The organism is Alistipes sp. An66 (assembly GCF_002161445.1).
Classification (GTDB): Bacteria; Bacteroidota; Bacteroidia; order Bacteroidales; family Rikenellaceae; genus Alistipes; species Alistipes cottocaccae.
Map to the genome: position 1 here is coordinate 15,932 of NZ_NFHT01000004.1, position 21,982 is coordinate 37,913.

At 61.9% G+C, this 21,982-nt stretch carries 19 protein-coding genes; 10 read left to right on the forward strand and 9 right to left on the reverse strand.

The features are described from left to right. Nucleotides 1-13: 13 nt before the first annotated feature. Together dapA and ligA are read right to left on the reverse strand one after the other, a co-directional pair. The gene (gene dapA, locus B5G16_RS04050; RefSeq protein WP_087261468.1) at nt 14-904 is read right to left on the reverse strand and encodes a 4-hydroxy-tetrahydrodipicolinate synthase; all 891 of its coding nucleotides are present in this window, start codon (nt 902-904) and stop codon (nt 14-16) included. A 71-nt stretch (nt 905-975) separates the two neighbouring features. Further along, a complete protein-coding gene (gene ligA, locus B5G16_RS04055) occupies nt 976-3,207 on the reverse strand; it encodes an NAD-dependent DNA ligase LigA (protein WP_087261470.1) in 2,232 nt (743 codons plus the stop codon). 139 nt (nt 3,208-3,346) lie between these two features. Here ligA and B5G16_RS04060 point away from each other — a divergent pair, with 139 nt between their 5' ends. The 6 genes from B5G16_RS04060 (at nt 3,347) to B5G16_RS04085 (ending at nt 9,577) form a co-directional block, all read left to right on the forward strand. Next, nucleotides 3,347-3,685 (forward strand): hypothetical protein, encoded by a 339-nt coding sequence (locus B5G16_RS04060; RefSeq protein ID WP_087261471.1) that lies wholly within the window; start codon nt 3,347-3,349, stop codon nt 3,683-3,685. Between the two features lie 12 nt (nt 3,686-3,697). After that, the gene (locus B5G16_RS04065; protein WP_087261473.1) at nt 3,698-4,309 is read left to right on the forward strand and encodes a leucine-rich repeat domain-containing protein; all 612 of its coding nucleotides are present in this window, start codon (nt 3,698-3,700) and stop codon (nt 4,307-4,309) included. Between the two features lie 188 nt (nt 4,310-4,497). Then, nucleotides 4,498-5,772, forward strand: coding sequence for an adenylosuccinate synthase (locus B5G16_RS04070; protein ID WP_087261475.1), 1,275 nt, complete (start codon nt 4,498-4,500; stop codon nt 5,770-5,772). Between the two features lie 168 nt (nt 5,773-5,940). After that, nucleotides 5,941-6,819: an electron transfer flavoprotein subunit beta/FixA family protein gene (locus tag B5G16_RS04075; RefSeq protein WP_087261477.1), complete on the forward strand. Its 879-nt coding sequence runs from the start codon at nt 5,941-5,943 to the stop codon at nt 6,817-6,819. Between the two features lie 11 nt (nt 6,820-6,830). Then, entirely contained in the window at nt 6,831-7,850 is a 1,020-nt protein-coding gene (locus B5G16_RS04080; protein WP_087261807.1) for an electron transfer flavoprotein subunit alpha/FixB family protein, read from the forward strand. Continuing rightward, a complete protein-coding gene (locus tag B5G16_RS04085; RefSeq protein ID WP_087261479.1) occupies nt 7,850-9,577 on the forward strand; it encodes an acyl-CoA dehydrogenase family protein in 1,728 nt (575 codons plus the stop codon). Before B5G16_RS04080 ends, B5G16_RS04085 begins: the two co-directional genes overlap by 1 nt. 499 nt (nt 9,578-10,076) lie before the next feature. Here the strand turns inward: B5G16_RS04085 and B5G16_RS04090 are convergent, their stop codons facing one another. The 3 genes from B5G16_RS04090 to B5G16_RS04100 all read right to left on the reverse strand — a co-directional run bounded on the left by B5G16_RS04090 (nt 10,077) and on the right by B5G16_RS04100 (nt 12,697). Beyond that, a complete protein-coding gene (locus tag B5G16_RS04090; protein ID WP_087261481.1) occupies nt 10,077-10,673 on the reverse strand; it encodes a porin family protein in 597 nt (198 codons plus the stop codon). Between the two features lie 84 nt (nt 10,674-10,757). Then, complete coding sequence (locus B5G16_RS04095; RefSeq protein ID WP_143260822.1) at nt 10,758-11,378, reverse strand: hypothetical protein; 621 nt, start codon at nt 11,376-11,378, stop codon at nt 10,758-10,760. 59 nt (nt 11,379-11,437) lie between these two features. Continuing rightward, complete coding sequence (locus B5G16_RS04100) at nt 11,438-12,697, reverse strand: hypothetical protein (RefSeq protein ID WP_087261485.1); 1,260 nt, start codon at nt 12,695-12,697, stop codon at nt 11,438-11,440. Nucleotides 12,698-12,972: 275 nt separating this feature from the next. Between B5G16_RS04100 and B5G16_RS04105 the strand changes: the two genes are divergently transcribed. Further along, nucleotides 12,973-15,870, forward strand: a complete 2,898-nt coding sequence (locus tag B5G16_RS04105) for a sensor histidine kinase (protein ID WP_087261487.1) — start codon at nt 12,973-12,975, stop codon at nt 15,868-15,870. 14 nt (nt 15,871-15,884) lie between these two features. Continuing rightward, on the forward strand, nt 15,885-16,619 hold the full coding sequence (locus tag B5G16_RS04110; RefSeq protein ID WP_087261488.1) for a LytR/AlgR family response regulator transcription factor: 735 nt from the start codon (nt 15,885-15,887) through the stop codon (nt 16,617-16,619). A gap of 257 nt (nt 16,620-16,876) precedes the next feature. Here B5G16_RS04110 and glsA read toward each other — a convergent pair whose 3' ends face one another. Continuing rightward, nucleotides 16,877-17,860: a glutaminase A gene (gene glsA / locus B5G16_RS04115; protein ID WP_087261490.1), complete on the reverse strand. Its 984-nt coding sequence runs from the start codon at nt 17,858-17,860 to the stop codon at nt 16,877-16,879. 9 nt (nt 17,861-17,869) lie between these two features. Then, a complete protein-coding gene (gene gadC, locus B5G16_RS04120; protein ID WP_087261491.1) occupies nt 17,870-19,474 on the reverse strand; it encodes a putative glutamine/gamma-aminobutyrate antiporter GadC in 1,605 nt (534 codons plus the stop codon). Nucleotides 19,475-19,613: 139 nt separating this feature from the next. Here gadC and B5G16_RS04125 point away from each other — a divergent pair, with 139 nt between their 5' ends. Then, nucleotides 19,614-20,540, forward strand: coding sequence for a DUF5106 domain-containing protein (locus B5G16_RS04125; protein WP_087261809.1), 927 nt, complete (start codon nt 19,614-19,616; stop codon nt 20,538-20,540). 213 nt (nt 20,541-20,753) lie between these two features. After that, a complete protein-coding gene (locus tag B5G16_RS04130; protein WP_087261493.1) occupies nt 20,754-21,308 on the forward strand; it encodes an NADH peroxidase in 555 nt (184 codons plus the stop codon). A gap of 57 nt (nt 21,309-21,365) precedes the next feature. Here the strand turns inward: B5G16_RS04130 and B5G16_RS04135 are convergent, their stop codons facing one another. Continuing rightward, nucleotides 21,366-21,743, reverse strand: a complete 378-nt coding sequence (locus B5G16_RS04135; protein WP_204228011.1) for a phage holin family protein — start codon at nt 21,741-21,743, stop codon at nt 21,366-21,368. Continuing rightward, nucleotides 21,728-21,937, reverse strand: coding sequence for a YtxH domain-containing protein (locus B5G16_RS04140; RefSeq protein WP_087261495.1), 210 nt, complete (start codon nt 21,935-21,937; stop codon nt 21,728-21,730). The genes B5G16_RS04135 and B5G16_RS04140 overlap by 16 nt, the downstream gene beginning before the upstream one ends. Nucleotides 21,938-21,982: the final 45 nt, after the last annotated feature.

Sequence of the window (21,982 nt, forward strand, 5' to 3'; positions counted from 1 at the left end):
ACGAACGCAAAAATCAGCGCAAATCGTATTTCGCGATCAACGTTTTGAAGCGTTCGCGCAGGTGCTCGGATCCCGGGACGAGGGGCAGGCGCACCGTGTCGCCGATAAGGCCCATGACCGCGAGAGCGCATTTCACACCGACGGGATTCCCCTCCTCGAAGAGGGCCTTGACCGCTTCGTCGAGAGCTTCGTACTCGCGGTCGGCCGCTGCGAAGTCGCCGTGTTTGGCGTGGGCGATGCAGCTCATGAAGCGTTTTGGGAAGGCGTTTGCGGCCACGGAGATCACGCCGTCGCCGCCGCGCCGCATCAGTTCGATGGTGATGCCGTCGTCGCCCGAGAGGACGAGGAATCCTTCGGGGCGGTTGTCCAGAATCTGCTGCATCTGTTCGATGTTTCCGGAGGCCTCCTTGATGCCGATGACGTTCGGCAGTTCGCGGGCGCAGCGCAGCGTGGTCTCGGCCGTCATGTTGACGCCCGTTCGTCCGGGGATGTTGTAGAGGATCACCGGCAGGGGCGAGTGCTCCGAGACGGTGCGGAAGTGCTGGAACAACCCCTCCTGCGACGGTTTGTTGTAGTAGGGGGCCACGCTCAATATGGCGTCGGCGCCGCGCAGGTCGAATTCGCGCAGCTGGTCGAGGACCTCCGACGTGGAGTTTCCGCCGCATCCCATCACCAGCGGCACGCGCCCGGCGATGTGGTTGGTGATGAACATGGCGATGACGGCCCGTTCGGGCATGTAGAGCGTGGGGGTTTCGGCCGTAGTGCCCAGGGTGACGATGTAATCCACACCGCCCTCGATCACATAGTCGACCATGCGGGCCAGGGCTTCGTAATCGACTCTTCCGTCCCGCGTGAAGGGGGTGATCATGGCGGCTCCTACGCCGGCGAGTTTGTGTTGTAGCATGCTGTTATCCGTATTGTTGTGATTTTCGTATTTTTTGGCTTTTCCGTTGTAAGCGGTCGTACCCGTGCGGTTCAGAAGAGTTCGCCCTGTCGGGGGCAGTTGTCGCTCTCCGACGCTGCGGCCTTGCCGCCGTCCGCCGTGGCGGGGCTTTCATCTCCGGCCGCCGGCTCCGGTCCGGGCGTCGCGGTCTTGCCGCCGTCCGCCGTGGCGGGACCTTCATCTCCGGCCGCCGGCTCCGGTCCGGGCGTCGCAGTCTTGCCGCCGTCCGCCGTGGCGGGACCTTCGTCTTCGGCCGCCGCGTCCGCTTCCGGGCTGCCGTCACCTCCGATCATCCGGAGGAACTCCTCTTCCGAAAGGATCCGGATGCCCAGCTTCTCGGCCTTTTTGAGCTTTGCGGGGCCCATGTTCTCGCCCGCGACGATGTAGTCCACGCTCCCCGAGACGGCCGCGAGGTTCTTCCCGCCGTGGGTCTCGATCAGCGCCTTCATCTCGTCGCGGCTGCGCGAGAAGCGTCCCGAGACCACGAAACTCTTCCCGACGAGCGTCTCCGAGGTCAACTCGCGCGCTGCGGTCTCGAACTGCAACCCGGCCTCCCGCAGACGGCGGATGATGTCGAGGTTGGCCGCGTCGGCGAAGTATTCGAGGATGGCGTCGGCGATGCGTTCCCCGACCTCGTCGGCCTCGACCAGCTCCTCGCGCGAGGCGTGCATCACGGCGTCGAGCGTGCGGAAGTGTTCGGCCAGGTATTTCGCCGTGGTCTCGCCCACGAAGCGGATGCCCAGTCCGAACAGCACGCGCGGGAAGGGAACCTCCTTCGAGCGCTCGATCGAGCGGATGATGTTCTCGGCCGACTTCTCGCCCAGCCGGGGCAGGGGCGAGAGCTGTTCGGCCCGCAGGTCGTAGAGATCGGCGACGGTGCGCACCAGAGAGTTGTCGTAGAGCAGCTCGACGGTCTCCTCGCCCAGACCCTCGATGTCGAGGGCCTTGCGGCGGATGAAGTGGATGATGCGTCCGATGATCTGGGGACGGCATCCGCTCTGGTTCGGGCAGTAGTGCTTGGCTTCGCCCTCGTAACGCACCAGTTCGGTGCCGCATTCGGGGCAGTGCGTAATGTATTCGAAGGGACGGCTGTCGGCGGGACGCTGCGAGAGCTCCACGCCCGTAATCTTGGGGATGATCTCGCCGCCCTTCTCGACATAGACCATGTCGCCCGGGCGGACGTCCAGCAGGGCCATCTGTTCGGCGTTGTGGAGCGTGGCGCGCCGCACGGTGGTCCCGGCCAGCAGCACGGGCGCGAGGTTCGCGACGGGGGTGACGGCTCCGGTGCGTCCGACCTGGAACGAGATGCTTTCCAGGCGGGTCAGCACCTGCTCGGCCTTGAACTTGTAGGCCACGGCCCATTTCGGGGCTTTGGCCGTGAATCCCAGCTGCCGGCGCACGGCGAAGTCGTTGACCTTGATGACCACGCCGTCGGTCGGGAAGGGGAGTTCGTGGCGGGCCGTATCCCAGTAGCGGATGAAGTCGTCGATTTCGGCGGCGTTGCGGCAGATGCGCATCCGGTCGGAGATCTTGAAACCCCACTCGCGGGCCCGTTGAAGGCTCTCCCAGTGGTTCGTGAAGGGAAGGTCGTCGCCCGCCAGCTGGTAGAGCGTGCAGTCGAGGCCTCGCCGCGCCACGACGGCCGAGGACTGTTGTTTGAGCGTTCCCGCGGCGGCATTGCGCGGATTGGCGAAGAGTTGTTCGCCGTTGGCCTCTCGTTCGGCGTTCAGGCGGTCGAACGAGGCGTAGGGCATGAGGATCTCGCCCCGGATCTCGAAGTGTTCGGGCCACCCCGAGCCGCGCAGCCGCAGCGGTACGGAACGTACCGTGCGGACGTTTGCCGTGACGTCGTCGCCCGCGACGCCGTCGCCGCGCGTCACGGCGCGTGTCAGCGTTCCGTGGTCGTAGGTGAGCGAGATGGCCGTGCCGTCGAATTTCAGTTCGCAGACGAAATCCGTCGCTCCGACCTCGCGTTCGATGCGTTCGATGAATTCGTGGAGTTCGTCGGGCGAGTAGGTGTTTCCGAGCGAGAGCATCGGGTAGCGGTGGCGCACGGTGGCGAATTCCGCGGTGAGGTCGCTGCCGACGCGCACCGTCGGGGAGTTGGGGTCGGCATATTCGGGATGAGCGCGTTCCAGGTCCTGGAGTTCGCGCATCATCGTGTCGAACTCGAAGTCCGAGATTTCGGGTGCGTTTTCGACGTAGTATTTGAAATTATGCAGTTCGAGCTGGCGGCGCAGCTCCTCGATTCGTTCGCGTACCATAATATTACAATAGCGTGCGTAAAGTTACATATTTTGGTGGTAACAACGGGTAAAAACAAAAAAAATGCAAAAAAAAATTGCAGATGTGGTGCGATATTCAAATTTTGCGTATAATTGCAGAAAATTTCGAAGCACTACCATGGCTAAACAGAATATCGTGAAGAAACATATCGTAACGAGTTTTCACAATCTGACTCCGGAGATGCAGGAGGCCGTGAAGGAAAAATACCCGCTGGGGTTCACCGATTCGATGATTCGGGTGGACAAACCCAACGGCGATTTTTTTTATGCCGTGCCGTATGATACGGAGGATGTGGCCTACATGATCAAGATCGACGTGAAGATCGACGACTCGGCGCAGGACGACGACGACAAGGACTACTACGACGACGATCTGAAAGGCGCCGACGATTTGCAGGGCGCCGACGACGATGCGTCGGAGATGTCGGAGTCGTCGGACGACGACGTGAACATCTGATCCTTTCCGGAGATGTTCCGCCGGATTCCGCTGCTGCTGACCTTGCTGCTGGCGACGGCCTGCGGCCTTGCCGACGATCCGCAGGACGAGCGCGACCGGTACATTTATCCCACCTTTTTCGACAAGACATTCGAAGCGTACTGCCGGAGGGCGTTCGACCTCGACGGCGACGGACGCATCTCGCGCTACGAGGCGCGGCGGGTGCGTGAGGTCGCATGTCCGGGGCAGGGGATCGTCTCGCTGGCGGATCTGCGCGAATTCCCCAATCTGGAACGGCTCGACTGTGCGGACAACGCGCTGACGGAACTGGACCTCTCCGTGTGCACGCTCCTGACGCGTGTGGATTGCAGCGGGAACGGCCTCACGGCGCTCGATCTCGACGGGTTGCGGGGCCTCGCCTGGCTGGACTGCCGCGACAATGCGCTGACGCAGCTCGACCTCACGGCGAACGTCTCGCTCGCGTGGCTGGATGCCCGCGGCAACCGTTTCCGGACACTCGACGTGTCGGTCTGCTCGTCCGTTTTGCAGGCCGACGTGCGGGAGAATCCCGATCTGGCGACGCTCTATTTCCGGACATCGCAGGGCATTCACTTCGACGGTATTACGACCCCCGTCGAGCGGTGATGGCGCCGGACGGCGGCCGTCGCGCGTCCCGAAATCCCCGGCCGGACCGGAATGCGGATGCGAAGAGCCGCGTTTTTTTATCATTTTGTTGAAAACTCCTCCGCGGAGGTTGCGCTTTTCCCGGATTATTTCGTACCTTTGGATGCAAAAAACCTCTTTTTGCGGATAAAGACTTAAAAATCGCATACATGAAGAAAGTGGATGTTATCCTCGGCCTGCAATGGGGTGACGAGGGCAAGGGAAAGGTTGTGGATGTGCTCACGCCCCGCTATGAGGTCGTAGCCCGCTTCCAGGGCGGTCCCAATGCCGGTCACACGTTGGAGTTCGGCGGGGAGAAATACGTGCTCCGCTCGATTCCTTCGGGAATCTTCCAGGGCGGGAAGACCAACATCATCGGAAACGGTGTCGTGTTGGATGCCGTGCTGTTCCGCGCCGAGGCCGAAGAACTCGCCAGGAGCGGCCACGACCTCACCAAGCAACTCTGCATCTCGAAGAAGGCCCACCTGATCCTGCCGACGCACCGCATTCTCGACGCCGCCTACGAGGCCGCGAAGGGCAGCGCCAAAATCGGTACCACGGGCAAGGGCATCGGCCCTACCTATACGGACAAGGTCAGCCGCAACGGCATGCGCGTGGGCGACCTGTTGAGCCCCGATTTCGAACGGATCTATGCCGCCGCGAAGGCCCGCCACGAGAAGATCCTCCGCAGCCTGGACTATCAGTACGACATCACCGACCTCGAAGCCCAGTGGTTCGAAGCCGTGGAGTACCTCCGCCGCTTCCGGATCATCGACAGCGAGTATTTCGTCAACGACTGCCTGGCGCACGGCAAGTCGATCCTTGCCGAGGGGGCACAGGGCACGCTGCTCGACGTCGATTTCGGGTCGTATCCCTTCGTCACGTCGTCGAATACCGTCTGTGCGGGCGTCTGCACCGGACTGGGCGTCGCGCCGAACCGCATCGGTGAGGTCTACGGCATCTTCAAGGCCTACTGCACGCGCGTGGGAAGCGGTCCCTTCCCCACGGAGCTCTTCGACGCCACGGGTGAGAAGCTCTGCGAGCTCGGACACGAGTTCGGTGCCGTGACGGGGCGCCGCCGCCGCTGCGGGTGGCTCGACATGGTGGCCCTGAAATATTCGATCATGATCAACGGCGTGACGCAGCTCATCATGATGAAGTCCGACGTGATGAACGACTTCGACACGATCCGGGTGGCCACGGCCTACGAGATCGGCGGGCAGCGCACCACGCAGTTCCCCTATACGATTACCGACGACCTGAAACCCCTCTACACGGAGTTCGAGGGTTGGAAGTGCGACCTCCGTCAGTGCCGTACCTACGAGGAGTTCCCCGAGGCGTTCAAGCGTTACGTGGAGTTCATCGAGCACGAAACGGGGGTTCCCGTTCGGATCATCTCCGTAGGTCCCGACCGCGGCGAGACCATCGTTCGCCCCCGGGCTTAAAAAGCCCGTTTTAGGGGCTGCGGGACCTTTGTGGGGTTTCTGACGGATGCATCCGCGTCCAACGATCGGGAGCGCGGAACGGTGAAGGGTTTCCGGTCGTCCTCTGTGCTCCCGCAGCGCTCCGGGAAAAACAAAAAACACGAAAAAATTTTCGACATAACTTGAAATATGCTGCAAAACCTTAAAATTCTGGTTCTGGCCAAGCAGGTGCCCGATACCCGCAACGTGGGCAAGGACGCGATGACCCCCGAAGGGACGGTCAATCGTGCGGCACTCCCGGCCATCTTCAATCCCGAGGACCTCAATGCGCTGGAAGCCGCCCTGCGGCTCAAAGACCGTGTCGAGGGATCCACGGTGCACATTCTCACGATGGGTCCCCAGCGGGCCGCCGACATCATCCGCGACGCCATGTTCCGCGGTGCCGACGGCGGTTACCTCCTTTCGGGACGTGAATTCGCCGGCTCCGATACGCTGGCAACCTCCTATGCCCTTTCGTGCGCCCTGCGCAAGATCGGCCCCGACGTCATCTTTGCCGGACGTCAGGCCATCGACGGCGATACGGCGCAGGTCGGACCCCAGGTGGCCGAGAAACTCGGACTTCCGCAGGTGACCTACGCCGAGGAGATCGTCGACGTCAAGGAGCAGGCGCTGGTCATCAAACGGCGCCTCGAACACGGTGTCGAGACCGTCGAGTGCCCGATTCCGGCCGTCATCACGGTCAACGGATCGGCTGCCGAGTGCCGCCCGCGCAACGCCAAGCGCGTGATGAAGTACAAGGGTGCGCTGGCCGGTTCGGAGATCGCCGCAGCGCCCGAGTCGGCAGCCGCACAGCGTGCCGCCGCGAAACCCTACCTGCAAATCGTGGAGTGGGCCGCCGCGGATGTCGATCCGGATCCCGCACAGCTGGGATTGCAGGGCTCGCCCACGAAGGTCAAGAAGATCGAGAACGTGGTCTTCGCCGCCAAGGAGGCCAAGCGTCTCACGGCTGCCGACGGGGATATCAATTCACTGATGGTTGAACTTATTGCGAGCCACACGCTCGGTTAATGCGCACAGAGATGAACAACGTATTCGTATATATCGAGATGGAGGGCGGCAAGGTCGCCGACGTGAGTCTCGAACTGCTGACCAAGGGCCGCGAACTGGCCGCGACGCTCGGCGTGAAGCTCGAAGCCGTGGCATTGGGACACAACCTCGCGGGTCTGGAAAAGGAACTGGCCAAATACGGGGCCGATACGGTGTGGGTTGCCGACGACGAGCTCTTCGAGCCGTTCCGCACGCTGCCCCATACGGCGGTGCTGTGCGGGCTGATCGAGCAGGAGAAGCCCCAGATCGCGCTGTTCGGCGCCACGCCCGTGGGGCGTGACTTCGCACCGCGTGTCTCGTCGGCGCTGCACAGCGGTCTGACGGCCGACTGCACGCAGCTGGAAATCGGCGACCACAAGGACGCCAAAACGGGCAAGGAGTACAAGGACCTGCTCTACCAGATCCGTCCGGCGTTCGGCGGCAACATCATCGCGACGATCGTCAACCCGGACCACCGTCCGCAGATGGCGACGGTACGTGAGGGCGTCATGCGCAAGGAGTACGCCGCACAGCCCGGAGCCGGAGAGGTGAAGGTGATCGACTGGAAGAAATTCGTCAAGGACACGGACCTCGTGGTGAAGATCGTGGACCGTCAGATCGAGGAGCGCAAGATCGACATCAAGGGAGCCTCGATCATCGTGGCGGGCGGTTACGGCATGGGTTCGAAGGAGAACTTCAAGCTGGTGCATGAACTGGCCGACGTGCTGGGCGCCGAGGTGGGCGCGAGCCGTGCGGCGGTCGACGCCGGGTTCACGGAGCATGCCCGCCAGGTGGGGCAGACCGGAGTTACGGTGCGCCCGAAACTCTACATCGCGTGCGGTATTTCGGGACAGATCCAGCACACGGCCGGCATGGACCAGTCGTCGATGGTCATCTCGATCAACACGGATCCCGATGCGCCGATCAACAAGATCGCCGACTACGCCATCACGGGCGACGTCAACGAGATTATTCCCAAGATGATCAAATACTACAAGCAAAACTCGAAGTAATGGCTAATTTCTTTTCAGATAACAAGGATTTGCAGTTCCACCTCGACCACCCGCTGATGCGGAAGATCGTGGAGCTGAAAGAGCGCGGTTTCGCCGAGAAGGATCTCTACGACTATGCGCCGCAGGATTACGACGATGCGATGGACAACTACCGCCGCGTATTGGAGATTGCCGGCGAGGTTTGCGGCGAGGTGATCGCGCCGAATGCCGAGGGTGTCGACCACGAGGGACCGCGCGTGGTGAACGACCACGTGGAATATGCTTCGGGCACGGTGCGCAACATGCAGGCGGTGGTCGATGCCGGGTTGAGCGGCATGACGCTTCCGCGCAAGTACGACGGTCTGAACTTCCCGCTGATCTGCTTCGTGATGGCCAACGAGATGGTGGCGCGTGCGGATGCGAGCTTCGAGAACATCTGGGGCTTGCAGGACTGCGCCGAGACGCTCAACGAGTTCGCCTCGGAGGAGCAGAAGGAGAAGTTCCTGAAATGGGTTTCGGCGGGTGCGACGTGCGCCATGGACCTCACGGAGCCGGATGCCGGTTCGGACCTGGGCGCCGTGATGCTGAAAGCCACGTGGTCCGAAGAGAAGCAGACGTGGCTGCTGAACGGTGTGAAGCGCTTCATCACCAACGGCGACGGCGAGGTTTCGCTCGTCCTGGCCCGTACGGAGGAGGGCACGACCGATGCCCGCGGCCTGTCGATGCTGGTCTATGACAAGCGCGACGGCGGCGTGAAGGTGCGCCGCATCGAGAACAAACTCGGTATCAAGGGTTCGCCGACGTGCGAGCTGGTCTTCACGAACGCCCCGGCGCAGCTGGTCGGCGACCGTAAGATGGGTCTGATCAAGTACGTGATGTCGCTGATGAACGCCGCGCGTCTGGGTATCGGCGCACAGTCGGTGGGCCTTTGCGAGGCTGCCTACCGCGAGGCGCTGAAATACGCCCACGAGCGTGCGCAGTTCGGCAAGCCGATCATCCGGTTCGCAGCCGTTTCGGAGATGCTGTCGAACATGAAGGCCAAGTTGCAGGGCGCTCGTGCGCTGCTCTATGAGACGGCGCGCTTCGTGGAGGTCTACAAGCAGTACACGCACATCTCGCACGAGCGTTCGCTCGAAGCGGAGGAGCGCCAGGAGATGAAGTTCTACAACCGCCTGGCCGACGGTTTCACGCCGCTGGTGAAGCTCTTCTCGTCGGAGTACGCCAACCAGCTGGCCTACGACGCCATCCAGATCCACGGCGGTTCGGGCTTCATGAAGGATTACCCCTGCGAGCGGCTGTACCGCGACGCCCGCATCATGAACATCTACGAGGGTACGTCGCAGTTGCAGGTTGTGGCGGCGATCAACGCCGTGACGAAGGGCACGTTCCTGGAACAGATCGAGCGCTATGCCGCCGAGGAGTATGCCGCTTCGATGTGTCCGGTCGTCACGAAGCTCAAAGAGCTGACCGTGAAGTTCTCGGAGATGGTGGCCCGTGTCGAGGCCGGGGAGAAGGAAGCCGCCGGGTTCAAGGACTTCCATGCCCGCCGTCTGGTGGAGAGCGCCGGTCACATCATCATCAGCTACCTGCTGGCACGCCAGGCCGGGCAGGCCGGTGAGTATGAGGCTTCGGCGCGGATCTTCGCGAAGCTGGCCGAAGGGAAGGTCACCGAGGCCTACACCTACGTGATGAACTCCACGCCGGAAGATGTCGCCCTGTTCCGGGGCGTCGAGGCGGAAACCCTCTGATCCGGGGTGCCGGGGCGGAGACCTCCGGGGTGCCGGGGCGGAGACCTTCTGATCCGGGGCGCCGGGGCGGAGACCTTCTGTTCCGGGGGCGCCGGGGCGGAAGTGGAAGCCGCTGTGGAAAGGCCCCGGACCTGGAAGAGAGCCGCTTCCGTCCGTGAGTTCAAGCATGGAAAGCGCCGCAACTCTCGACGGAAGGCTTAAAGAGATGCAACAGCCCGATTAATCGGGCTGTTGCATCTCTTTTTATGATGGGTTAAAACGGTCGGAAGTCACATGTTCCCGGTCTTTCCGACACCTTTTTGAAGGCTACGGTCAATTCCTGTTCGAAAGGAGTCGGGGCATTCGGGGTTTTCGGGGATCGCCCCGACTCTCTGGACAGGTCTCTTTGGCAGGGTGTTGCATCGTTTGTTTTGTTCGGGTTTTGCAGCGTCTTTTGCTTGATCGACGGAATCAGCACTTCGCTGGAACCGCCATGCGGTTTGCATCAGTTCGAAGAGCGTCAGAAATTGTACCCCGCCGAAATATAGAAGGATCCGTTTCGGAGTTTCGGGTCGCCCTTCGTGTAATTTTTGGGCAGGTTGATGAAGCTCAAATCATATCCGACTCCAAAATAGATGCGTTTGAGCAATGCGCCCGCAGCGATTTTCAACCCCACATCCCCGCGTTTCAGACCTCCGTTCGAACCGAACAGATCGGCACTCTGATTCTGCCCCATGTAGGACTGTTTGACCGTTCCCGAGACTCCGAAGGAGAAGAAAGGTCCGACAGCGGGTTGAATGGCCCATTTGTCATTGATGCGGAAGCGATAGGCAATCATGGCCGGCACCTCGACATAGACCAGATTCAGCGTGTTTGAAGCTCCGGATTGAGTGAGTTTTCCGCCCTTGAACTGCAATTCCAGCCCCGGTTCGAAGAAGAGCGGCATATCGGACAAGAGCTGCAAACGGTACATGCCGCCCACATGGAACCCCACTTTGGAGTTGTAATTGGTCATGCTGGCGATGTTCACACCGGCCCGCACGCCGAAACCGTTATCCTGGGCCTGGACACCGACCCCGAGGAAAATCATCACAAGAAACAGGGAAATCTTTTTCATGACTCGAACAATTAAAAGGTAAATGAATGAGGTGAATGATCTGTTATTTTGAATGATGGAAAACAGAATGACAGTCCGGGCGTGTTACTGTGCGTTGTACCTGTGCTGGATCGGACCGCCTTTCCAGCAGAGCGCGAATTTCTTCCCGTTCGTGAGGCTGATCTCCCCGGCGACCTCGTACCGTTCGCCCAGGTGCCCCCGCTTTATTTCGACCGTACAGGACTTTATATCCCCATTATCGGAGAAATACCGCTCGGCCCATTTGTCATTCTCCCACAAATCGAAAGAAATACCCACAATGCGCAAGTGCTTCTCCTCTTCGCTTCCGTCCCAGGTGTAGGTGCCGGGGACAAGCAGGTCGTAGCACGTTTTCTTGTTTTCTCCTCTTTCCAGTTTCGCCACCTCCTCATTCAGGCAGCAGCAATCCATGTTGAGAACCCATCCGCTGCCCAATTCACCGGTCCCGTTGATATAAAAATTGTCGGGGTTGATCCCTTTCTCAAAAAGAACCAGGTCGTGGAAACTGAATTCGCTAACCGATGGATCAATGGAGCCCATTCTCATTGCACAGCCATTCGTAATCTCTATGGTGCCCCCGGAAGAAGAGGCCTCATCCTTGTCCTTGTTGCAGGAGGTCATCGTCATCGACCATGCCGCCAGCAGCAAAAAACCGAAATAAAAATTTCCTTTCATCCTGTTTTCCATAATCAAGCCGTATTAAAGGTGAGTAATTGGTATCTGTCTCTCTTTTCGGTGCTGCGGTATCAGCGCAGCAGCTGCATCTCCTGGTATTCGATGGTCGACCCGATGTTGGGGTTGAAGAAATAGCTGTCCGACGAGAGGATCGTCCCGGCGTCGGAGGTGCTCCACACCTGCGTGCCGCTGCCGATCGGAACATCCACCACCGTGCCGTCGCTGCTCACATAGGGATTGACGCCCCGGATGGCCTCGCTGCGCAGGGCCGCCACGCGGTCCTGCATGGCGCCGGTGCTCTCGTACATGGACATCTGGATGTCGCTGATTTCGGCGGTCGTCTGCCGGATCTGTTCGTTGAGGCGTGCGGCCTGCTGCCGGTTGCGGAGGATGCCGGCCCGCACGTTCTGCTGGATCCGGTTGATGGCCGCCTGCTGCATGGTGGCATAGCGCTGCACGTACCTGTCGTTCATTTTCAGCGATGCCTTCATGCGTTCGGTCTCCCGGGCGGCCAGATCCAGCCCCTCCCGGTCGGGAGCCGTGTAGGTGGTGAGCCCGATCACCTCCCACATCCGGCGGTCGATGGTGCGCATGGTGCCTGCCGGCATGCGGACATCGAGGATGAAGAAGCAGGCGTTCAGGGCGTGAAGCAGCTTTTGCCCGTTTTTGAGCGTGATGGAGCAGAGCACGACGGCTGCATCCGGGCGGGCGGACAGTATCTGCGCGAAGCTGCTGCCCATGACGGACTGCGCCAGCCCCTGGCGGAACTGGTTGAGGCGTATCTGCCCGAACTGGTCGGCACGCCGGCGGAACGCTTCGGGCACCTGGTCGTAGGGTGCCGTCTCCACGACTTCGACGGATCGGGCGTCGGGGAACTGCGACTCGGCCACATGCCGCAGATAGGCTTCGGCGGTAGTATAAGGCCGCTTCATGCTGCGCAGCAGCGGGTGGCGCTGTCCGGCGGGCACGCCGTCGTTCTCGTCATAATAGGGCCGGCACAGTTCCGTGTAGAAGCCCAGTTGGCGAGCGCCGTCGCTGCCCTTGATCTGGAAGCTGATGCTGCCGTTGCTCTGCCGGAACTCTTCGATGTCCATCTTTCCCACCAGCTGCCAGCCCGGAAGGCAGTCGATGGTGAGTGCCTCGGCGTTCTGCATGTAGGGATCGCGCAGGGTGACGGAGCGCTCCCGGTCACAGACGGTGGCCGTGGGCTTGCGGTCCTGCGTAGCCGCGGTGGCGGACCCGTCGGAGGCGGCGCCTCCGCGGCTGCCCGCGCCGCACCCGGCGGAGAGGCAGGCTGCCAACAGTAGTGTCGTATACATGTGTTCTTTCATGCTGCCCGTTCTTGCAAACCGTTCGACATCGGATTTCGCCGCGGGGAGGGGATCGGAATGCTGCGCTCCCCGGTTCCGCTGTTTTAAAGGTAGGGTATAAGTTTTTAATTTACAAGAGGTTGAATGGCTGTTTTACACAAACGCGGCAGCTGTTTACACGAACAGCGGAACGGCATACACGAACGGTTGTTTTTTTGACGGAGGCCTGCCGGAGATTGGAATTGTCGGCGGGAAAGAATATATTTGCAGTAAAGTCATTGCCGTCCGAATCCCGCATGAATCCGAAGCGCCATATTCTGTTTTGCATGCTCGCCGCGCTGGCTCTCCTGACGCCGGACGGTGCCGCGGCCGCCGCAGAACCCGCCGTCACCTCGGAATACGCCCGCCGCCACTACACCACGCAGGACGGACTGCCGCAGATGCTCACCGAGTACGTCTGGCAGGATGCGAAGGGCTGCATCTGGATCGGCACATTGAGCGGCTTCGTGCGCTACGACGGATTCGAGTTCACACCCTATCTGAAAGGGAAACAGGAAAACATCCTCTCCTTCTGTTGCGGAACGGACGGCAGTCTGTGGGCGCTCGGTTTCAGGCGCCGGCATGTGGTGGACCGGGAGGGGACGATGCGGACGCTGCCGCTGAACGGCCGCGGGCTGCTGCTGAACAACCTCAATGCCTACTCGCTGCCGCCGGGGCTGGTGCTGCTGGAAGACGAGCAGGAGCGCGGGCGCGAAATCTGCCGCCTGACCGCCGAAGGGGCGGAGACCGTGCTGAAATCGCCCGCGCTGGACAGCATGGACATCCGCCGCAGGGTCTACCTGGACAGCGTTTCGCAGACCTTCTACATTCCCACCGCCCGCCACGTCTGCCGGATCAGGAGCGACGGCACCGCACTGGCGCCCATCCGGGTGGCCGAGCCCTACTCGCTCCTGCGGGACGGGGCGCGGCTCTACCTCTTTGCGGCCGACGGCATCCATGAGGTGGAGGGGGACCGTGCGCACCTCGTGGCGGCCTTCCGCTTCCTGGCTCCCGACTACGGTGTGGCGGCCTGCGCCGACCGCAAGGGGAACATCTTCATGCACGATGCCCACAACCTGTACCGCCTCTCGAAGGAGGGCAGCGTCCGACAGATCGTGGACGGCATCAACCTCATCCGCCAGATGTGCATCGACCGCGAGGGGAACCTCTGGCTGGCCACCTGCCAGGGCGTCTACAACTTCTTCCAGCTGAATTTCGTGAACCACCGCCTGAACGACCACAACGACATCCTGCGCGCCATCGACGAAGACGCGCAGGGCCGCCTGCTGGCGGGGACCCTGAACGGGCGGCTGCTGTGCGGACGGAGTGCCGCCGATCTGCGCCCCGTCTCCTATCCCCGCGAGGGGGACAACTACTTCCTGCCCCGCACGGCCCGCATCGGCGGCACCACCTACCTGCTGGGCATGGGCGACGTACTGGCCTGCGACGGCGGCGGGCGCCGCTGGCTGGGACTGCCGCGGCTCAACTACCAGTTCCTGGGCAGCCACGCCGACAGCCTGCTTGTGGCCACCCGCCAGGCACTCTACGTTACCGATGCGCACGGACGCATCCTCCAAACCCACGAAGGCCTGCGCGGCGTCTTCTGCGCCTGCATCGACGGGGACGGCGACCTCTACGCGGGCACCGCCTACGGCGTGGTGCGCCTGCGCGGCGAGGAGCGTCGGGAGATCGCCCTGCCGGACAGCAGCATGGCCTGTACGGCCATGACCGTCAATCCTTACGGCGAGGTCCTCTTCGCCTCGGGCGAAAACCTCTACACCGTGCGCAAGGACTCCGCCGTGCTGGTGCAGAGTTACGGGAATCCGATACGCTCGGTATGCCAGACCTGCGACAATTTCCTGATCGTGGCCGTCACCGACGGGCTCTACATCACCGACAACCGTCTGCTGCAAACCATGTTCTTCAACCAGTACAACGGTTTCACGGGCATCGAGCCTCTGGCGGCCCGCATTGCCGAGACCGGCGACGGTACGGTCTGGATCCCCTGTGTGGACCAGACCGTCTCCTTCCATCCGCACGAGCTGGTCTACCAGTACATCCCGCCCCGGCTGGAACTCCTCTCCGCGCAGGCTTCGGGCGACAACGTCCACTGGCACTCCGCCCCGACCGGTTCCGACGGCCGCATCCGCCTGGAACACGATCTGCGCAACCTGCGCTTCTCCTTCATTGCCATCTCCCATTCCGCCACCGGGAACATGCGCTACCGTTACCGCCTGAAAGGCTTTCAGGAGGAGTGGTCGCAGCCGCAGACCGGACGAGAGGTGCAATTCAACAACCTGCCGCCCGGACGCTACCGGTTTGAGGTATCGGCCCTGCTGGGCAATATCGCGTCGGACACCATCGGGGTGGAGATTCTGCTGCTGCCCGCCTTCTGGCAGCACGGATGGTTCTGGCTGGCGGTCGCCCTGGGGCTGGGCAGCGGGATCTGGACCCTCTCCTACACCTACTACAAGCGGCGCGACCGCCGGAAGATGGAGGAACTGCAACGCGAAATCAAGCTGAACACCCTGCTGGTAAAGTCCATCCGCCTGAAATCCATTCCCCATTTCAACGCCAACGTGCTGGCCGGGATCGAATACTTCATCCAGACCCACTCGGTCACCCGGGCCAACCACTACCTGTCGCTGTACTCGCGTTTCACCAACGCCACGCTGTTGGACGTGGACAAGCCCTCCCGTTCCATCGGCGACGAGATCCGGTACGTCAGCCTCTACCTCTCGCTGGAACAGCTGCGCTACGGCGAAAGCCTCTCCTACGACATCCGCGTGGCGCCCGACGTGGATACCGACACGCAGGTGCCCAACATGATCCTGCACACCTACTGCGAGAATGCCGTGAAACACGGACTGCGCAACAAACCGGGGAACGGGCATATCGAGATCGAGGTTACGACCCGGCAGGACGGCATCAACCTGTCCGTTACCGATGACGGCGTGGGCCGCGAAGCCGCCGCAGCCTTCTCCCCGTCCTCAACCAGACAGGGGCTTTGCATCATGGAGCAGCAGATCGAACTCTACAACCAGCGTAACGACCGACACATCGTGCAGACCGTGACCGACCTCAAAACCCCGGAGGGGCGGGCCTGCGGCACCCGTTTCGAGCTGTTCGTTCCGAGCCGTTACAACTATTTCTGACCAACGCACCGACCATGAAGAACTACCGCGCCATCATCGTCGAAGACGAGCGGCTGCCCCGCCTCTCGCTCTTGCAGAAACTGGAAACCTACCACCCCGACATCGAGGTGGTGGCGTGTTGCGCATCCTACGAGGAGGCCCTGACGGCCATTCTGCGCCACAGGCCGGACCTTCTCTTCCTCGACATCCAGTTGCAGGGACACACCACCCTGGAACTGCTGCGCGAGTTGAAGGAGGCCATCCCCCTGCCGCACATCATCTTCACCACCGCATACAGCAATTCGGAGTACCTGTTGCAGGCCATCCGCTTCGCCGCTGCCGACTACCTGTTGAAACCCGTGGACGTGTCGGACCTGGCAAAGGCCATCCGCCGCATCGAGGAGCGCGACGCAGCGGTTTCCGCCTCCTCCCCGCAACCCCCGACACCGTCGGGCAAGGCCCCCTTCCGCACCCTCAACGGCACCCTCTATGCCGGCAAGGATGAAGTGGTCTACGTGCGCGCCTGCGGCAACTATTCCAGCATGATGCTGGCCGAAGGCGAGGAGATCGTGCTGGAACGGCTCGGGGTCATCGAAGGCAAACTGGGGGAGAGGCACTTCATCCGTGCCGGGCGCAACCTGCTGCTCAACCGCGACCTGATCTACAAGGTAAACCGCCGGCACAAGAGCTGCACGCTGCGCACGCCCGGCGGACAGGAATACAGCGTGGAATTGTCGGCCGGGGGGCTGGAAGCGGTGGAGAGACGGTGACAGGCCGCCGTCTGCTCCATGTTCGCCGCTTTCCTGCCAGCCTTCGTACACCCTGCGGTTGGGCGACAATGCGGATGGGCCTGCCACACGCCGCAGGTAGATATTCGTCGCATCCCGACCCTTGACCGGTCTCGTCCGGAACGAAGGAGCCGCTGTCGCAGATGGATTGATGCGGCTTGCCGGGTATTGTACCTGCCGCTTTTTTGAGGGAACGTCCGTTTCCGGGGTTTGTAACCCTTCGTCTGTACGGTCGGGGGTTACGCTTCGGCCGGAGCGGGGACGGCCATCGTGCAGCGGGTGGTGCCGAAGAGGTTGAGGTCGAGTTCCCGGGCGATGAACGACAGGGCTTTCTGGGCCTTCACGGAGTTTCCGGCGCTGTCGAGCGGCGGCGCGAAGGCCGCGAGGCCCATGACGCCCGGCACGACGGCCATGATGCCGCCGCCTACCCCCGATTTGGCGGGCAGACCCGTCTCGAAGAGCCAGTCGCCGGTGTGCTCGTAGAAGCCAACGGTGGCCATCAGCGCGACGATCCGCGGCGTGAGCTCGCTGCGGAAGACCCGCTTGTGCGTCAGCGGGTTCACACCTCCGGCAGCGATCGTCGCCGCCGCGACGGCCAGCTGTGCCGCCGTCACGCCGATGGAGCATTGCCGCGTGTAGAGGTCCAGCGCCTGCATCGGATCGTCGTAGATGCGTCCGTAGTTTTTCAGCAGCCAGGCGATCGAGCGGTTGTTGAAGTTCGTCTCGCTTTCGGATCGGTAGAGTTCGTCGATCACCGCGACGGACGATCCGGCCAGTTCGGCGAGAAAGCCGGTGATTGCCTGCCATTTGGCCGCGGGGTCGCCCGTGGGTCGGATCATCGAGCAGGCGGAGATGGCCCCGGCGTTGACCAGCGGCGTCGAGGGGTGGTCGTTTTCGAGCAGGATCGCCATGATCGAGTTGAAGGGCAGCCCCGTGGCGTCGGCGCCGATCTTGTGCAGGACCTCGCGGGCGCCGTATTGCTCCATGGCCAGCAGGGCCGTAGGAACCTTCGATACGGACTCGATGCCGAAGCGGAAGTCGGTGTCGCCGACGGTCAGCAGTTCGCCGTCGGGCAGGCAGGCTGCGATGCCGAAGAGGTTCGACGGGACGTTTTTCAGATAGGGGATGTAGTCGGCATTCTTGCCGCCCGCATCGTTCTTGCAGTGGTCGTAGGCGGCCCGGAGGGCTTCGCCGATGCTGTTTTTGTCGATTTTTCGGATCATGGGATACGCTTATCGGTTGTTTTTGTCGGTTTTCGGGAACGCTTTGTGTCCGCCTTTCGGAGCCGGGTTGGCCGGGTTGGCCGGAGCGGGTTTCGGAGCAGCATTCGTCGGGGAGCTTGTTGCGGCTGCTGCGGGGGCCGGCTGTCCGGGCTTTTCCCAGTGGAAGGGGGCGAACTCGGCGGCAGCCTGCAGGTCGCGCCACGAGGGCTTGCGCAGGGCGTAGATCACGAAGGGTGCGGCCACGACGACGATGCAGCCGATGACGAGTACCGAATACCATACGGTGTTGCTTCCGGTGGCGATCTGTCCGGGCGGCACGAAGCTCAACACGAAGGCCAGCATCGAGCCGAAGAAGCCGACCAGTCCGATGAGCCACATCATTCCGTTTCCCTTTCCGAGCCGGAAGGGCCGCGGCGTGGATTTCATCTTGTAGCGCAGGACGATGGCGGCGGCGAACATGAGCATGTACATGATCAGGTAGAGCAGCACGGTAAGCTGCGAGAGGATCTGGTAGAACGACTGTACGGAGGGCATCACGACGAAGAGCAGCGCGAGGAGCGTGACGACGCCGCCCTGGATGAGCAGGATGTTGCGCTGTACGCCGATCTTGTTCGTGCGCTGGAAGAAGGGCGGCAGGTAGCCGGCCTTCCCGACGGCGAAGATACCCTTCGAAGGGCCGGCGACCCAGGTGAGCACGCCGGCCAGCACGCCGAACATCAGGGCGATGGCGATGACGGGGCCGGCCCACGAGAGGTGCAGATAGCGGAAGTAGTTGTCGAATCCGATCAGCAGCGACTGCGTGAGGCTGATCTCCTTGGCGGGGATGACGAAGCCGAGCGAGAAGGTCCCGAGGACGAAGATCGCCACGGTGACGAGCGAGCCGATGATGATCGCCCGGGGGTAGTTTTTCGAGGGGTTTCTGACCTCCATGACGTGGATGCCCATCATCTCCATGCCGGCGTAGAAGAGGAAGATGCTGCTGGCGAGGACGAGGTTGTCGAACTTCGAGAGGTCGGGGAAGAATCCCTGCGACATGTCCATGTTGTTGTGGCCTCCGGTTGCGAGGTAGACGATGCCGAGGACGATGAGCAGTCCGGCGGGGATGATCGTTCCGATCATTCCGCCCCATTTGCTGATCTTGCCGACCCAGTCGAGGCCTTTCAGAGCGATGAACGTGGCAATCCAGTAGATGGCCAGGACCATGCAGAGGGTGAAGACCTTGTTCGAGGCGAGGGTCATGTCGTGGGCTTCGTTCGCGCCGATGAAGGCGATCGAGACGGCCCCGAAGGTCAGGACCGTGGGGTACCAGATCGTCGATTCGATCCATTGGAGCCAGATGGCCAGGAATCCGGTCCGGGCGCCGAAGGCCTCGCCGACCCAGCGGAAGACGCCTCCCTGCTTGTCGGCGAACATGGCGGCGAGCTCCGCGGCGACCATCGCCGTGGGGATCAGGAAGACGATGGCGGCGAAGAGGTAGTAGAATGCCGACGAGGGTCCGTAGACGGCTTCGGCGGGGAGTCCGCGCAGACTCACGACGGCCGTCACGTTCATGATGGCCAGCGTCATGACGCTCAACTTGAAGCCGGTGGAAGAGGTGGTTTTCTTTACATCCATAATGGTTTGATTTGTGTTTTGTCGCTGCGGAAACAGCAACTACCGTGCAAAACGGGGGATTCAGCCTCTTTGGCGACCTTCGGCGTGCGATTGTCGCCGAAAATTCGTATCTTTGCTTTCAGGACCAATTCTTTCGACGATGAAACGTCTCTTTATTCTGCTGTGCCTGCTGTCGGCGGCGGTGTCGTGCGGACGCCGGCGGAGCGCGCCGTCCACCGATACTCCGGCTTCGCAGCCGGCCGTTTTCCTGCCGGCGATAGCGCCGTCGCGCCTGACGCCCGGCGAGCAGCGCGAATGGCTCCGCTGGCACTACTGGGACCGTTTCGACTTCGCCGACACGCTCTTCCTGCAACGGGTCGACACGGTGCAGATGTTCGAGGCCTATGCGCGCTACATCGCGCTGATCTCGGACCGCCCGGCCGACGGTGCGGCGATGGACACGCTCATGCGGCGGGCTTCGGCGTCGCGGCCGATGCTCGACTACTTCGCGAAACTGGCCGGGATGGTCCTTCACGACCCGAACTCGCCGCTTCGCAACGACGAATTCTACATTCCGGTTCTGGAAGCGCTCCTGCGTGCCCCGTGGTACGACGAGTACGAACGCATCGCCCCGCAGTACGACCTGCACATGGCGAGCCAGAACCGCCTGGGGCACCCGGCGAACGATTTCCGCTATACGCTGGCGTCGGGCCGCAGCGGCACGCTCTACGGCTTGCAGGCCGAGTACGTGCTCGTCTTCATCAACAACCCGGGATGCGCCATGTGCCGCGAGATCCGCGAGGCGATCACCTCGTCGCCGATGCTTTCGGAGATGATCGAGCGGGGCCGGATGCAGGTGCTGGCGATCTATCCCGACGAGGACCTCACGGAGTGGCGGAACTACCGGGATCAGATTCCGGCATCGTGGATCAACGCCTACGACCGGGGTTGCGTGATCCGCGAAGAGAGTCTCTACGACCTGCATGCCATTCCGGCGCTCTACCTGCTGGACCGCGACAAGCGGGTGCTGTTGAAGGATTGCACGGATGTGGCGCAGATCGAGGAGGTGATCGACCGCCGGGGCTGATTCCGTGCTTCTGTCGGCCGCCGGGGCTGATTCCGTGCTTCTGTCGGCCGCCGGGGCTGATTCCGCGCGCCTGTCGGCTGCCGGGGCGGGGTATAAGCGGTGCTTATCGGACGATCAGAAAAGACAATCGGATTTTTATGGTGTTTTCGCTCCGGATTGTTATCTTTGCACGGCAAAAAGAACCAACACACACACTTTAACAATAACAAGATTATGGCAAAGAAATGGCGTTGTACCGTATGCGGGTACATTCACGAAGGTCCCGAGGCACCCGAGCAGTGCCCGATGTGCAAAGTCGGCAAGGATAAGTTCGTAGAACTCGTGGAGGCGTCCGGAGACCTGGATTTTGTCACGGAGCACAAGATCGGCGACGGAAAGGGCGCCAGCAAGGAGCTCTGGGAGGGGCTTCAAAACCACTTCATGGGTGAGTGTACCGAGGTGGGCATGTACCTGGCGATGAGCCGTCAGGCCGACCGCGAGGGCTATCCGGAGATTGCCGAGGCCTACAAGCGCTACGCCTGGGAGGAGGCCGAGCACGCTTCGAAGTTCGCCGAGCTGATCGGCGAGGTGGTTTGGGATACGAAGACCAACCTCGAAAAGCGCATGAACGCCGAGTGCGGCGCGTGCGAGGACAAGATGCGCCTGGCCCGCATGGCCAAGGAGGAGAACCTCGACGCCGTACACGACACGGTTCACGAGATGGCGAAGGACGAGGCCCGTCACGGCAAGGGCTTCGAGGGACTCTACAAGCGTTACTTCGGCAAATAGTCGGCGCTTGCAGCGAATGAAAAAGCCGATACCTTCGGAAAGGTATCGGCTTTTTCATTACTCCTTGCGCAGGGCGTCGTTCAACCGGACCAGCAGTGCGATCTTTTCGGTGATCCATTCGTATCCGGATCGGGCGATCCGGGCCACTTCGTAGACCGTCTCGGCCCGGGCCCGGATCCGTTCGACGGCTTCGCGGATCGCCGTCAGATAGATCAGCGCCGCCACGACGGCGAAGAATCCGCCCAGAATCAGCGCCGCGGCGATGAACGATCCCACGAGTTCCGAGAGCCACACCACCAGGGCCGTCAGCAACAGCAGCAGCGCAATGGCAACCGTCGTTCCGAACAGCAGAAAGGCAATGACGAATCTCCCGCCGGAACTCTCCCGCGACCCCGCGGCCTGCCGGCCGCCCGGGGTCTCTATTTCTCCTCGCATCGGCAGCGGGCCTCTTCGATCTGCTCTTCGACTTCGTTGAGCTTGTTCTTCACGCGCTCGATTTCGTCGTCGATCGACTCCTTGATCTTGCGGCGCAGTTCGGGCCCCGACTGGGGAGTGAACAGCATGGTGAGGGCCGAGCCGATGATGAGTCCGCCCACGAGGGATACGATGGCAATACCTGTGTTTTTCATGGTCGCTGAAATTTTGAATTCAGCGGAAAAGCTTGCAAAGTCCGC

Coding starts and splice junctions, on each gene's coding strand:
- dapA (WP_087261468.1), bottom strand. CDS start 904: ATGCTACAACACAAACTCGCCGGCGTAGGAGCCGCCATGATCACCCCC.
- ligA (WP_087261470.1), bottom strand. CDS start 3,207: ATGGTACGCGAACGAATCGAGGAGCTGCGCCGCCAGCTCGAACTGCAT.
- B5G16_RS04060 (WP_087261471.1), top strand. CDS start 3,347: ATGGCTAAACAGAATATCGTGAAGAAACATATCGTAACGAGTTTTCAC.
- B5G16_RS04065 (WP_087261473.1), top strand. CDS start 3,698: ATGTTCCGCCGGATTCCGCTGCTGCTGACCTTGCTGCTGGCGACGGCC.
- B5G16_RS04070 (WP_087261475.1), top strand. CDS start 4,498: ATGAAGAAAGTGGATGTTATCCTCGGCCTGCAATGGGGTGACGAGGGC.
- B5G16_RS04075 (WP_087261477.1), top strand. CDS start 5,941: ATGCTGCAAAACCTTAAAATTCTGGTTCTGGCCAAGCAGGTGCCCGAT.
- B5G16_RS04080 (WP_087261807.1), top strand. CDS start 6,831: ATGAACAACGTATTCGTATATATCGAGATGGAGGGCGGCAAGGTCGCC.
- B5G16_RS04085 (WP_087261479.1), top strand. CDS start 7,850: ATGGCTAATTTCTTTTCAGATAACAAGGATTTGCAGTTCCACCTCGAC.
- B5G16_RS04090 (WP_087261481.1), bottom strand. CDS start 10,673: ATGAAAAAGATTTCCCTGTTTCTTGTGATGATTTTCCTCGGGGTCGGT.
- B5G16_RS04095 (WP_143260822.1), bottom strand. CDS start 11,378: ATGGAAAACAGGATGAAAGGAAATTTTTATTTCGGTTTTTTGCTGCTG.
- B5G16_RS04100 (WP_087261485.1), bottom strand. CDS start 12,697: ATGAAAGAACACATGTATACGACACTACTGTTGGCAGCCTGCCTCTCC.
- B5G16_RS04105 (WP_087261487.1), top strand. CDS start 12,973: ATGAATCCGAAGCGCCATATTCTGTTTTGCATGCTCGCCGCGCTGGCT.
- B5G16_RS04110 (WP_087261488.1), top strand. CDS start 15,885: ATGAAGAACTACCGCGCCATCATCGTCGAAGACGAGCGGCTGCCCCGC.
- glsA (WP_087261490.1), bottom strand. CDS start 17,860: ATGATCCGAAAAATCGACAAAAACAGCATCGGCGAAGCCCTCCGGGCC.
- gadC (WP_087261491.1), bottom strand. CDS start 19,474: ATGGATGTAAAGAAAACCACCTCTTCCACCGGCTTCAAGTTGAGCGTC.
- B5G16_RS04125 (WP_087261809.1), top strand. CDS start 19,614: ATGAAACGTCTCTTTATTCTGCTGTGCCTGCTGTCGGCGGCGGTGTCG.
- B5G16_RS04130 (WP_087261493.1), top strand. CDS start 20,754: ATGGCAAAGAAATGGCGTTGTACCGTATGCGGGTACATTCACGAAGGT.
- B5G16_RS04135 (WP_204228011.1), bottom strand. CDS start 21,743: ATGCGAGGAGAAATAGAGACCCCGGGCGGCCGGCAGGCCGCGGGGTCG.
- B5G16_RS04140 (WP_087261495.1), bottom strand. CDS start 21,937: ATGAAAAACACAGGTATTGCCATCGTATCCCTCGTGGGCGGACTCATC.